This window comes from Klebsiella sp. 141240, from assembly GCF_050600805.1.
Lineage (GTDB): Bacteria > Pseudomonadota > Gammaproteobacteria > Enterobacterales > Enterobacteriaceae > Klebsiella > Klebsiella aerogenes.
This window is the reverse complement of sequence record NZ_JAQIRK010000008.1, coordinates 1-12,354: the sequence shown is the minus strand read 5'-3', so window position 1 is coordinate 12,354 and position 12,354 is coordinate 1. Positions and strand designations below refer to the sequence as shown.

Here is a 12,354-nt window from a genome sequence, read left to right as displayed (position 1 = left end):
GAGCGATGAATTTCGGAAAGCCTCCCGGAATAAAAGTCTGCCGGTATATCTGAAGCAGGCAGTCCGACGGTGAATTTTCTCTCACCGCCGAACGGTTACTCATTAGCCTTCCTGCAGCATTTGCTCCAGCTGTTCCTGCGCGTCCAGCCACGCCATCTCGCACTCTTCGAGACCTGATTTGGCGCTCGCCTGCTGCTGCAGACAGGCGGTTAATTCCGCTTTGCGCGAGGCGTCATACAACTCGCTGTCGCCCAGCTTCTCTTCCGCCTGCGCCAGCTGCGCGTTGAGTTTATCCATCTCTTTTTCCAGACGGGCGATCTCTTTACGCAGCGGTTGCGTTTGCGTGCGCAGTTCGGCTTCGCGGCGTTTTTGATCCTTACGCGCCTGCGCGCTATTGCCGTTATCCTTCGGCGCTTCAGAGGCCTGGTTTTCCTGCTTCTGCGAGTCACTCAGCCACTGCTGATAATCTTCCAGATCGCCATCAAACGGTTCGACTTTGCCGTCGTGTACGAGGTACAGATCGTCAGTGGTGGAACGGATCAGGTGGCGATCGTGCGAGACCACGACCAGCGCCCCTTCGAAGTCGATCAGCGCTTCGGTTAAGGCCTGACGCATATCGAGATCAAGGTGGTTGGTCGGTTCATCGAGCAGCAGCAGGTTAGGGCGCTGCCAGACGATTAACGCCAGCACCAGGCGCGCTTTTTCGCCGCCGGAGAAACGGCGGGTCTCTTCGCTGACTTTATCCCCCTGGAATCCAAAGCCGCCGAGGTAGTCGCGCAGTTTTTGTTCCAGCTCCTGCGGCGCCAGGCGGGCCAGATGCTGTATCGGCGACTCATCGGCGCGCAGGAATTCGAGCTGATGCTGGGCGAAGTAACCGAGCTTAATGCCCTTAGCCAGGCCAATTTCACCGGACAACGGTTGTAGTTCACCGGCCAGCAGCTTAATCAGCGTTGATTTACCGGCGCCGTTGCGCCCCAGCAGACCGATACGCGAACCGGGCACCAGGTTCAGCTTGATGGAGTCGAGAATAATCCGTTCGCCGTAACCGGCGCTGACTTTTTCCATCTTGAGTAACGGGTTCGGCAGGCTTTCCGGCGCGCGGAAGCTGAAATGGAACGGGTTATCGACGTGCGCTGGGGCGATAAGCTCCATGCGCTCAAGCATTTTGATACGGCTCTGCGCCTGCTTCGCTTTGGTGGCCTTGGCGCGGAAGCGGTCGATATAGCTCTGCAAGTGGGCAACGCGCTGCTGCTGGCTTTCATACATGGCCTGCTGCTGCGACAGACGGGTCGCGCGCTGGATTTCAAACGAGCTGTAGTTACCGGTGTATTCGAACATCGTTTGCTGTTCGATATGAATAATTTTATCGACGATCGGATCGAGGAAATCACGATCGTGGGAAATCAGGATCAGCGTACCGGTATAGCCTTTCAGCCACTTTTCCAGCCAGATCACCGCATCAAGATCGAGGTGGTTGGTCGGTTCGTCGAGCAGCAGCAGGTCGGAACGGCAGACCAGCGCCTGCGCGAGGTTTAAGCGCATACGCCAGCCGCCGGAGAAATCACTGACCGGCCGCTCAAGCTGCTCGTTACTGAAACCAAGGCCGTGTAGCAGGCTGGCGGCGCGGGAACGAATCGTCCAGGCGTCAATGGCATCCAGCTTACCGTGAACGGTAGCGATGGCGTGGCCGTCGTCGCGCTCATTGGCCTGCTGTAAATCGGCTTCCAGCTTGCGGAACTCGCGATCGCCATCAATAACATAATCAATAGCCGGTTGCGGCAGGGCCGGCGTTTCCTGATTAACCCACGCCAGCTGCCAGTTGCTCGGGAAGGTCATGGAGCCGCCGTCGGCGCTTATCTCGTTTTTCAAAAGCGAAAGCAACGTAGATTTACCGCAGCCGTTTTTACCCACCAGACCGACCTTCTGGCCAGGATTGATGGTGGCGGTGGCGTTGTCCAGCAGGACGCGTACGCCGCGACGAATTTGTAACGAGGAGAAAACAATCATAAGGCGCCGTATGTTCAGACTATGTTAATTTGTCTTTATGATAATGTAGTGTGGAAGCGAAACGCTCCATAGGGCCGCAATGGTAGCCCAAAATGAAGACGATAGACAAAGTCATTCTGGTTGCGTCGAGACGCAGCCGCTTCGCAAGCCGCCAGATGACGTTCGGGAGGGGAATGATGTCTCAGACAGCGAAAGTGTTGCTGCTGTATGCCCACCCAGAATCTCAGGATTCCGTGGCCAACCGGGTTTTGCTTGAACCGGCCTTACAGTTGCCGAATGTCACCGTGCACGATCTTTATGCGCACTATCCAGATTTTTTTATTGATATCGCCCATGAGCAGGATCTCCTGCGTCAGCATCAGGTGATTGTTTTCCAGCATCCGCTGTATACGTGGAGCTGCCCGGCATTGTTGAAAGAGTGGCTGGACCGGGTGCTGAGCCGCGGCTTCGCCAGCGGCGCGGGAGGGAATCAACTGGCGGGAAAGTACTGGCGCAGCGTGATCACCACCGGCGAGCCGGAGAGCGCTTACCGCCGCGATGCTAACCGCTATCCGATGAACGATATTCTGCGCCCTTTTGAGTTAACGGCCGGCATGTGCCGCATGCACTGGCTGAGTCCGATTATTGTCTACTGGGCGCGCCGACAGCGGCCGGAAGATTTGCAAAGCCACGCCCGCGCGTATCGCGACTGGCTCGCGAATCCTGTTGCAACAGGAGGCGTCAATGGCGGGAGCTGATTTGCTATTAGCAGGGGTACTGTTTTTGTTTGCCGCCGTGGTGGCGGTACCGCTGGCGGCCCGGCTGGGCATTGGCGCCGTACTCGGTTACCTGCTGGCCGGGATTGCGATTGGCCCGTGGGGGCTTGGCTTTATTAGCGATGTGGATGAAATTCTCCATTTTTCCGAGCTGGGCGTTGTATTCCTGATGTTCATCATCGGCCTTGAGCTCAATCCGGCCAAACTGTGGCAACTGCGCAACTCGATATTCGGCGTCGGCGCGGCGCAGGTGCTGTTTAGCGCGGCGATCCTCGGCGGATTGCTGGTGGTCACCGGGTTTTCGTGGCAGGCGGCCGTGGTGGGCGGTATTGGGTTAGCAATGTCCTCTACCGCGATGGCACTGCAGCTGATGCGCGAGAAGGGAATGAGCCGTAACGAATCAGGCCAGCTTGGATTTTCAGTACTGTTATTTCAGGATCTAGCGGTGATCCCGGCGCTGGCGCTGGTCCCGCTGCTCGCCGGACACGGCGACGATAACTTTAACTGGATGTCGGTAGGGATGAAGGTGCTGGCATTCGCCGGCATGCTGATTGGCGGTCGTTTTCTGCTGCGCCCGGTATTCCGTTTTATCGCCGGTTCCGGCGTGCGCGAGGTCTTCACCGCCGCCACGCTGCTGCTGGTGCTGGGCTCAGCGTTGTTTATGGATGCCCTGGGGCTGTCAATGGCGCTGGGGACGTTTATCGCGGGCGTGCTGCTGGCGGAAAGCGAATATCGCCACGAGCTGGAAATTGCTATTGAGCCGTTTAAAGGCTTGCTGCTGGGGCTATTTTTTATCTCCGTCGGCATGGCGCTGAATCTTGGTGTGCTGTACACCCATTTGCTGTGGGTCGTGCTAAGCGTTGCCGCGCTGGTGGCGGTTAAAGCGTTGGTGCTTTATGTATTGGCCCGGGTATACGGTTTGCGCAGCGCCGAGCGCACGCAGTTCGCCGGAGTATTGAGCCAGGGCGGCGAGTTCGCCTTTGTTCTCTTTTCCATGCCGGCTTCGCAGAAGCTGTTCCATAACGATCAAATGGCGCTGCTGCTGGTTACCGTAACCTTATCGATGATGACCACGCCGCTCCTGATGAAGGTCATTGATAAAGTGCTGTCGCGACGGCTTAACCCGGCGGAGGATACCGATGAGGCGCCATGGGTCGAGGATGATAAGCCACAGGTGATTATCGTTGGCTTCGGGCGTTTTGGTCAGGTGATTGGGCGCCTGCTGATGGCCAATAAAATGCGTATTACCGTGCTTGAACGCGATATCAGCGCGGTCAACCTGATGCGCAAATATGGCTACAAAGTCTATTTCGGCGATGCGACGCAGCTTGAGCTGCTGCGTTCGGCGGGGGCGGAAGAGGCGCAGTCTATTGTGATTACCTGCAACGAGCCGGAAGATACCATGAAGCTGGTGGAGATGTGCCAACAGCATTTTCCCCACCTCCATATTCTGGCGCGTGCGCGGGGGCGCGTAGAGGCGCATGAGCTATTACAGGCGGGCGTGACGCAATTCTCGCGAGAAACCTTCTCCAGCGCCCTGGAATTGGGACGCAAGGCGCTGGTGACCCTGGGAATGCATCCGCATCAGGCGCAGCGCGCGCAGTTGCACTTTCGACGCCTCGATATGCGAATGCTGCGCGAGTTAATGCCAGTGCATACTGATACTGTACAGATATCTCGCGTGCGGGAAGCCCGGCGCGAGCTGGAAGAGATTTTTGAGCGTGAAATGCAGAAAGAAAGCCGGCAGTTGGACGGCTGGGACGAGTTTGAATAGAAGGTAGAGCAAAATGGCGGTACGTAAACGTTTTATTGCCGGCGCAAAATGTCCGGCGTGCCAGGCGCAGGATTCACTGGCGATGTGGCGCGAGAATAATGTCGATATTGTTGAGTGCGTTAAGTGCGGACATCAGATGCGCGAGGCCGATAAAGAGGTCCGCGAACACGTTCGCAAAGAAGAGCAAGTGATCGGCATTTTTCATCCGGACTAGCGTTATCTGTCGCCTTTTTTTAAGCTAGAGGGTACACGGCTGCAGAATTCCGCTACAATCTGCGCCACTATTCTTCCCATGCTCAGGAGATATCATGAAAGTAGCAAAAGACCTGGTGGTCAGCCTGGCCTATCAGGTACGTACAGAAGACGGTGTGTTGGTTGATGAGTCTCCGGTGAGTGCGCCGCTGGACTACCTGCATGGTCACGGTTCCCTGATTTCCGGCCTGGAAAACGCATTAAACGGCCACGAAGTGGGCGATAAATTTGATGTCGAAGTCGGCGCGAATGACGCGTACGGCCAGTATGACGAAAACCTGGTTCAGCGCGTTCCTAAAGACGTCTTCATGGGCGTTGACGAACTGCAGGTTGGCATGCGCTTCCTGGCTGAAACCGACCAGGGTCCGGTACCGGTAGAAATCACTGAAGTCGGCGACGATTTCGTGGTGGTTGACGGCAACCACATGCTGGCTGGCCAGAATCTGAAGTTCAACGTAGAAGTTGTCGCCCTGCGCGAAGCCACTGCAGAAGAGCTGGAACACGGTCACGTACACGGCGCTCATGGTCACGATCACGATCATGACCACGGTCATGACGGCTGCTGCGGCGGCCACGGCCACGATCATGGTCACGACCATGAACATGGCAAAGGTGGTTGCGGTAACGGCGGTTGCGGTTGCCACTAATGGCGTCGCGTTCGCGCGAATAGCCAAAAAAGCGGGGAAACCCGCTTTTTTTACGTCTCAATAATGCGGAGGCGGCGTCTCTTCAGACTGTGACGCGATGTGCGACGGCTGTGTCGCTTTCAGTTTTTCGATCATCAAGCGCATATGTTCGCGCATTTTGGCCATTTCTATTTCATGCGCCGTGACGGTTTTGTTGAGGTCCTCGATGGTGATCTCCTGAAACGCCAGTCGGCTTTCCAGTTCCGCCAGACGCGTCTCCATTGTGCTATCGTTCATAGGTCGCCTCTTCTGTCTTGTTTGCGGGCGGATTCTACTCAAGTTTCCGCGTTAACGCAGCATCGTAACGTCAGAGAGGAAACTAATTCATACAAAAATAGTCTGAAATGAGGCGATATTCAGGTAGGTCCGTATGTAGATTTGTTCTGCAACGTTCTATAGTACGTTTTTTGCTTTTTATGATAACCCTGGGGTGAGATGCCCCGGCCCTGGAGAAATGGATGAAATCACTGTTTAAAGTAACGCTGCTGGCGACCACGATGGCCGTTGCCCTGAATGCACCGCTGACCTTTGCTGCCGATACCGCAGCGAAAGCTGCACCGGCGGCGGACAGCAAATCGGCATTTAAAAATGACGACCAAAAATCCGCTTATGCGCTGGGTGCATCCCTCGGCCGTTACATGGAAAACTCCCTGAAAGAACAAGAGAAGCTGGGTATCAAACTGGATAAAGACCAGCTGATCGCCGGCGTGCAGGATGCGTTTGCCGATAAGAGCAAACTGTCCGACAAAGAAATTGAAACCACTCTGCAGTCCTTTGAGACCCGCGTGAAAACCGCCGCTCAGCAGAAGATGGAAAAAGATGCGACCGAGAACGATGCTAAAGGCAAAGCGTTCCGTGACGCCTTCGCTAAAGAGAAGGGCGTGAAAACCTCTAAATCCGGCCTGATGTATAAAGTCGAGAAAGCCGGTACCGGCGATGCGCCGAAAGACAGCGATACCGTCGTGGTGAACTACAAAGGTACGCTGATCGACGGTAAAGAGTTCGATAACTCTTACACCCGCGGCGAGCCGCTCTCTTTCCGTCTTGATGGCGTTATCCCGGGTTGGACCGAAGGCCTGAAAAACATCAAAAAAGGCGGCAAAATCAAGCTGGTCATCCCACCGGATCTGGCTTACGGCAAAACTGGCGTTCCGGGTATCCCGGCTAACTCTACGCTGGTATTCGATGTAGAACTGCTGGACATCAAACCGGCTCCGAAGGCTGATGCTAAGCCAGAAGCCGCTGCCGAAGCACCGGCTGCAGACGCTAAGAAGTAATCTGCCATAAGCCGCCGCCTTCAGGGGCGGCGGCTTTTTTATTGGCAGCAGATATAATTAAAACTGGAAAATTCCTCAGGCGCTGTATTACTTTAGATAGCTTAATAATGATGATGAGCCTGCCCTGACGATAACGACAGGCTCCTGAAAAGGAGTGCTTTTTTACATGTCCAGGTCGCTTTTAACCAACGAAACCAGCGAGCTTGACCTGCTGGATCAACGTCCTTTCGACCAGACCGACTTCGATATCCTAAAATCCTATGAAGCGGTGGTGGACGGGTTAGCGATGCTCATTGGTTCCCATTGTGAAATCGTGCTGCACTCACTGCAGGATTTAAAATGCTCCGCTATTCGTATTGCTAACGGTGAACACACCGGCCGCCAAATTGGCTCGCCGATTACCGATCTGGCGTTACGTATGCTGCACGATATGACGGGAGCAGATAGCAGCGTATCGAAGTGCTATTTTACCCGCGCGAAAAGCGGCGTGCTGATGAAATCGGTGACTATCGCTATTCGCAACCGGGAACATCGGGTGATTGGTCTGCTGTGTATCAACATGAACCTTGATGTCCCGTTCTCGCAGATTATGAGCACCTTTATTCCACCGGAAACGCCGGAAGTGAACTCTCAGGTTAACTTTGCCTCGTCGGTGGATGATCTGGTGGCGCAAACGCTGGAGTTCACCATTGAAGAGGTGAATGCCGATCGCAACGTATCGAATAACGCGAAAAACCGCCAAATCGTGCTGAATCTATACGAGAAAGGCATCTTCGATATCAAAGATGCGATTAACCAGGTAGCCGATCGCCTGAATATCTCTAAACACACGGTGTACCTCTACATCCGCCAGTTTAAAAGCGGTGATTTCCAGGGGCTCGATAAGTAATGCGTTTTGCCATCACGGTAACCGGGCCTGCCTACGGTACTCAGCAGGCCAGTAGCGCGTGGCAGTTTGCGCAGGCGGTTATTAACGCAGGGCATGAACTGGCCTGCGTATTTTTCTATCGTGAAGGGGTCTACAACGCTAATCAGCTGACGGCCCCCGCCAGCGATGAGGTAGACCTGGTGCGTCACTGGCAGCGCCTGCATGATGAACATGCCGTTGCGCTGCACATTTGCGTGGCAGCCGCGCTGCGTCGCGGCGTGACCGATGAACGCGAAGCGCAGCAGCTTGGCTTGCCGGCGCATAATCTGCAGCCGGGATTCACCTTAAGCGGGCTAGGCGCACTGGCTGAAGCGTTGTTAACCTGCGATAGAATGGTGCAGTTCTGATGAAACGCGTGGCTTTCGTATTTTCTTCCGCGCCGCACGGCAGCGCAGCCGGTAGGGAAGGGCTGGACGCCTTACTGGCGACCTCGGCCCTCACCGACGACCTCGGCGTCTTCTTTGTCGGCGACGGCGTGTTTCAGATTATCCCTGGCCAGCAGCCGGGAAAAATCCTCGCCCGTGATTATATCGCCACCTTCAAGCTGTTATCGCTGTATGACATCGAACAGTGCTGGTTATGCGCGGCGTCTGCCCGCGAACGCGGCCTGGCCGCCGATACGCCGTGGGTGGTGGATGTAGAAAGCCTCGAGCCAGAGGCGCTGCGCGCCCGGCTTGATGAGTTCAACGTGATTCTACGATTCTGAGGCCCAGATGCTCCACACTCTAAGCGTCTCTCCATGGCATGTCGATATCGACGCGATGCTGCGTCTGGTGAAGGCAGGCGACGATCTGCTCCTGCTCTCCGATGGCGTGGTCGCGGCGATTGACGGCGGCCGTTTCCTTGAAATCCTGCAATCCGCCCCCATAACCCTACATGCTCTGCAAGACGATATCGAAGCCCGCGGGCTGGCTGGTCAAATTGCGGACAGTGTCGTCAGGGTTGACTATACTGATTTCGTCAGTCTTACGGTCAAACATGAAGGTCAGTTGGCCTGGTAATGGCGGGATCGTTGTATATTTCTTGACACCTTTTCGGCACCGCCCTAAAATTCTGCGTCCTCATATTATATGAGGCGATTTATTACGTGTTTACGAAGCAAAAGCTAAAACCAGGAGCTATTTAATGGCAACAGTTAACCAGCTGGTACGCAAACCACGCGCGCGCAAAGTTGCAAAGAGCAACGTGCCGGCGCTGGAAGCCTGCCCGCAGAAACGTGGCGTATGTACTCGCGTATATACCACCACTCCTAAGAAACCGAACTCCGCACTGCGTAAAGTTTGCCGTGTGCGTCTGACTAACGGTTTCGAAGTCACCTCCTACATCGGTGGTGAAGGTCACAACCTGCAGGAGCACTCCGTGATCCTGATCCGTGGCGGTCGTGTTAAAGACCTTCCGGGTGTTCGTTACCACACCGTTCGTGGTGCGCTTGACTGCTCCGGCGTTAAAGACCGTAAGCAGGCTCGCTCCAAGTACGGCGTGAAGCGTCCTAAGGCTTAATGGTTCTCCGTTAAGTAAGGCCAAACGTTTTATATTAATGTCAAACTAAACTCTTTGAGTTTTGGACAATCCTGAATTAACAACGGAGTATTTCCATGCCACGTCGTCGCGTCATTGGTCAGCGTAAAATTCTGCCGGATCCGAAGTTCGGATCAGAACTGCTGGCTAAATTTGTAAATATCCTGATGGTAGATGGTAAAAAATCTACTGCAGAAACTATCGTATACAGCGCGCTGGAGACCCTGGCTCAGCGCTCTGGTAAAACTGAACTGGAAGCCTTCGAAGTTGCGCTCGAAAACGTGCGCCCGACTGTCGAAGTTAAGTCCCGCCGCGTAGGTGGTTCTACTTATCAGGTTCCAGTTGAAGTACGTCCGGTTCGTCGTAATGCTCTGGCAATGCGTTGGATCGTTGAAGCTGCTCGTAAACGCGGTGATAAATCCATGGCTCTGCGCCTGGCGAACGAACTCACTGACGCTGCAGACAACAAAGGTACTGCAGTTAAGAAACGTGAAGACGTTCACCGTATGGCCGAAGCCAACAAGGCGTTCGCACACTACCGTTGGTAATCCCTTCGGAGTCATAGTCACCAGGCGGGCGTTTCAGATGAGTCGCCCGCTCTGGATAACTTAACTGAACGCCTAAAGAAATAAACGAGGAATCAAATGGCTCGTACAACACCCATCGCACGCTACCGTAACATCGGTATCAGTGCGCACATCGACGCCGGTAAAACCACTACTACCGAACGTATTCTGTTCTACACCGGTGTAAACCATAAAATCGGTGAAGTTCATGACGGCGCCGCTACCATGGACTGGATGGAGCAGGAGCAGGAACGTGGTATCACCATCACTTCCGCTGCGACTACTGCATTCTGGTCTGGTATGGCTAAACAGTATGAACCGCACCGTGTAAACATCATCGACACCCCGGGGCACGTTGACTTCACTATCGAAGTAGAACGTTCCATGCGTGTTCTTGATGGTGCGGTAATGGTTTACTGCGCAGTTGGTGGTGTTCAGCCGCAGTCTGAAACCGTATGGCGTCAGGCAAACAAATATAAAGTTCCACGCATTGCGTTCGTTAACAAAATGGACCGCATGGGTGCGAACTTCCTGAAAGTTGTTGGTCAGATCAAAACCCGTCTGGGCGCGAACCCGGTTCCGCTGCAGCTGGCAATTGGTGCTGAAGAAGGTTTCACCGGTGTTGTTGACCTGGTGAAAATGAAAGCCATCAACTGGAACGAAGCTGATGCAGGCGTTACCTTCGAATACGAAGATATCCCGGCTGACATGCAGGAACTGGCTGACGAATGGCACCAGAACCTGATCGAGTCCGCTGCGGAAGCTTCCGAAGAGCTGATGGAAAAATACCTGGGTGGCGAAGAACTGACTGAAGAAGAGATCAAAAAAGCTCTGCGTCAGCGCGTTCTGAACAACGAAATCATCCTGGTAACCTGTGGTTCTGCGTTCAAGAACAAAGGTGTTCAGGCGATGCTGGATGCGGTAATTGATTACCTGCCATCCCCGATCGATGTTCCGGCAATCAACGGCATCCTGGACGACGGTAAAGATACCCCGGCTGAGCGTCACGCAAGCGACGAAGAGCCGTTCTCTGCACTGGCGTTCAAAATCGCTACCGACCCGTTCGTTGGTAACCTGACCTTCTTCCGTGTGTACTCCGGTGTGGTTAACTCTGGTGATACCGTACTGAACTCCGTGAAAGCTGCACGTGAGCGTTTCGGTCGTATCGTTCAGATGCACGCTAACAAACGTGAAGAGATCAAAGAAGTTCGCGCGGGCGATATCGCTGCCGCTATCGGTCTGAAAGACGTAACCACTGGTGACACCCTGTGTGACCCGGATGCGCCGATCATTCTGGAGCGTATGGAATTCCCTGAGCCGGTAATCTCCATCGCCGTTGAGCCGAAAACCAAAGCTGACCAGGAAAAAATGGGTCTGGCTCTGGGTCGTCTGGCTAAAGAAGACCCGTCATTCCGCGTATGGACTGACGAAGAGTCTAACCAGACCATCATCGCCGGTATGGGTGAACTGCACCTCGACATCATCGTTGACCGTATGAAGCGTGAATTCAACGTTGAAGCGAACGTCGGTAAACCTCAGGTTGCTTACCGCGAAGCGATTCGCCAGAAAGTTACCGATGTTGAAGGTAAACACGCCAAGCAGTCTGGTGGTCGTGGTCAGTACGGTCACGTTGTGATCGACATGTACCCGCTGGAGCCGGGCTCTAACCCGAAAGGTTACGAGTTCATCAACGACATTAAAGGTGGTGTAATCCCTGGCGAATACATCCCGGCCGTTGATAAAGGCATCCAGGAACAGCTGAAAGCTGGTCCGCTGGCTGGCTACCCGGTAGTTGATATGGGTATCCGTCTGCACTTCGGTTCTTACCACGACGTTGACTCCTCTGAGCTGGCGTTTAAACTGGCCGCTTCTATCGCCTTTAAAGAAGGCTTTAAGAAAGCGAAACCAGTTCTGCTTGAGCCGATCATGAAGGTTGAAGTAGAAACTCCGGAAGAGAACACCGGTGACGTAATCGGTGACTTGAGCCGTCGTCGCGGCATGCTGCGCGGTCAAGAATCTGAAGTAACTGGCGTTAAGATCCACGCTGAAGTTCCGCTGTCTGAAATGTTCGGATATGCAACTCAGCTGCGTTCTCTGACCAAAGGTCGTGCATCATACACCATGGAATTCCTGAAGTATGATGATGCGCCGAACAACGTTGCTCAGGCCGTTATTGAAGCCCGTGGTAAATAATCCACAGGATTAAAACCTAAGTCCCGTGCTCTCTCCTCAGGGGAGAGCACTATAGTAAGGAATATAGCCGTGTCTAAAGAAAAATTTGAACGTACAAAACCGCACGTCAACGTTGGTACTATCGGCCACGTCGACCATGGTAAAACTACTCTGACCGCTGCAATCACCACCGTACTGGCTAAAACCTACGGCGGTGCTGCTCGCGCATTCGACCAGATCGATAACGCGCCGGAAGAAAAAGCTCGTGGTATCACCATCAACACTTCCCACGTTGAATATGACACCCCGACTCGCCACTACGCACACGTAGACTGCCCGGGCCACGCCGACTATGTTAAAAACATGATCACCGGTGCTGCTCAGATGGATGGCGCGATCCTGGTTGTTGCTGCGACTGA

Annotated in this window: 15 protein-coding genes; 13 read left to right on the top strand and 2 right to left on the bottom strand. The window is 54.3% G+C overall.

Going from position 1 to position 12,354, the window contains the following annotated elements; genetic code table 11:
• Positions 1–102 precede the first annotated feature (102 nt).
• A complete protein-coding gene (locus PGQ95_RS15365; protein ID WP_430918612.1) occupies positions 103–2,007 on the bottom strand; it encodes an ABC transporter ATP-binding protein in 1,905 nt (634 codons plus the stop codon).
• Positions 2,008–2,180: 173 nt separating this feature from the next.
• Here PGQ95_RS15365 and kefG point away from each other — a divergent pair, with 173 nt between their 5' ends.
• From kefG to slyD, 4 genes are all read left to right on the top strand, one after another.
• Positions 2,181–2,744, top strand: coding sequence for a glutathione-regulated potassium-efflux system ancillary protein KefG (kefG, locus tag PGQ95_RS15360; RefSeq protein ID WP_015369408.1), 564 nt, complete (start codon positions 2,181–2,183; stop codon positions 2,742–2,744).
• Positions 2,731–4,536, top strand: a complete 1,806-nt coding sequence (gene kefB, locus PGQ95_RS15355) for a glutathione-regulated potassium-efflux system protein KefB (protein ID WP_430918610.1) — start codon at positions 2,731–2,733, stop codon at positions 4,534–4,536. Before kefG ends, kefB begins: the two co-directional genes overlap by 14 nt.
• Positions 4,537–4,549: 13 nt before the next feature.
• The gene (locus tag PGQ95_RS15350) at positions 4,550–4,750 is read left to right on the top strand and encodes a YheV family putative zinc ribbon protein (RefSeq protein WP_004106389.1); all 201 of its coding nucleotides are present in this window, start codon (positions 4,550–4,552) and stop codon (positions 4,748–4,750) included.
• 94 nt (positions 4,751–4,844) lie between these two features.
• Positions 4,845–5,435, top strand: a complete 591-nt coding sequence (gene slyD / locus PGQ95_RS15345) for a peptidylprolyl isomerase (protein ID WP_015369410.1) — start codon at positions 4,845–4,847, stop codon at positions 5,433–5,435.
• A 57-nt stretch (positions 5,436–5,492) separates the two neighbouring features.
• Here the strand turns inward: slyD and PGQ95_RS15340 are convergent, their stop codons facing one another.
• Complete coding sequence (locus PGQ95_RS15340) at positions 5,493–5,711, bottom strand: protein SlyX (RefSeq protein WP_015369411.1); 219 nt, start codon at positions 5,709–5,711, stop codon at positions 5,493–5,495.
• A gap of 221 nt (positions 5,712–5,932) precedes the next feature.
• Here PGQ95_RS15340 and fkpA point away from each other — a divergent pair, with 221 nt between their 5' ends.
• The 9 genes from fkpA to PGQ95_RS15295 all read left to right on the top strand — a co-directional run.
• Positions 5,933–6,751: an FKBP-type peptidyl-prolyl cis-trans isomerase gene (fkpA, locus tag PGQ95_RS15335; RefSeq protein ID WP_015369412.1), complete on the top strand. Its 819-nt coding sequence runs from the start codon at positions 5,933–5,935 to the stop codon at positions 6,749–6,751.
• Between the two features lie 166 nt (positions 6,752–6,917).
• The gene (locus PGQ95_RS15330) at positions 6,918–7,640 is read left to right on the top strand and encodes a helix-turn-helix transcriptional regulator (RefSeq protein WP_004868391.1); all 723 of its coding nucleotides are present in this window, start codon (positions 6,918–6,920) and stop codon (positions 7,638–7,640) included.
• Positions 7,640–8,026, top strand: a complete 387-nt coding sequence (tusD, locus tag PGQ95_RS15325; protein ID WP_430918608.1) for a sulfurtransferase complex subunit TusD — start codon at positions 7,640–7,642, stop codon at positions 8,024–8,026. The genes PGQ95_RS15330 and tusD overlap by 1 nt, the downstream gene beginning before the upstream one ends.
• Positions 8,026–8,385, top strand: a complete 360-nt coding sequence (gene tusC / locus PGQ95_RS15320; protein WP_015369414.1) for a sulfurtransferase complex subunit TusC — start codon at positions 8,026–8,028, stop codon at positions 8,383–8,385. Before tusD ends, tusC begins: the two co-directional genes overlap by 1 nt.
• A 7-nt stretch (positions 8,386–8,392) precedes the next feature.
• On the top strand, positions 8,393–8,680 hold the full coding sequence (gene tusB, locus PGQ95_RS15315; protein ID WP_087859087.1) for a sulfurtransferase complex subunit TusB: 288 nt from the start codon (positions 8,393–8,395) through the stop codon (positions 8,678–8,680).
• A 124-nt stretch (positions 8,681–8,804) separates the two neighbouring features.
• Positions 8,805–9,179 carry a 30S ribosomal protein S12 gene (rpsL, locus tag PGQ95_RS15310; protein WP_000246815.1) on the top strand — a complete coding sequence of 125 codons (375 nt, stop codon included), beginning with the start codon at positions 8,805–8,807 and terminating at the stop codon, positions 9,177–9,179.
• Between the two features lie 95 nt (positions 9,180–9,274).
• Entirely contained in the window at positions 9,275–9,745 is a 471-nt protein-coding gene (rpsG, locus tag PGQ95_RS15305; protein WP_015369416.1) for a 30S ribosomal protein S7, read from the top strand.
• A gap of 96 nt (positions 9,746–9,841) precedes the next feature.
• The gene (gene fusA, locus PGQ95_RS15300; protein WP_015369417.1) at positions 9,842–11,956 is read left to right on the top strand and encodes an elongation factor G; all 2,115 of its coding nucleotides are present in this window, start codon (positions 9,842–9,844) and stop codon (positions 11,954–11,956) included.
• 69 nt (positions 11,957–12,025) lie between these two features.
• Positions 12,026–12,354, top strand: a 329-nt coding sequence (locus PGQ95_RS15295; RefSeq protein ID WP_000031695.1) for a GTP-binding protein, incomplete at its 3' end; no start/stop codon positions are given.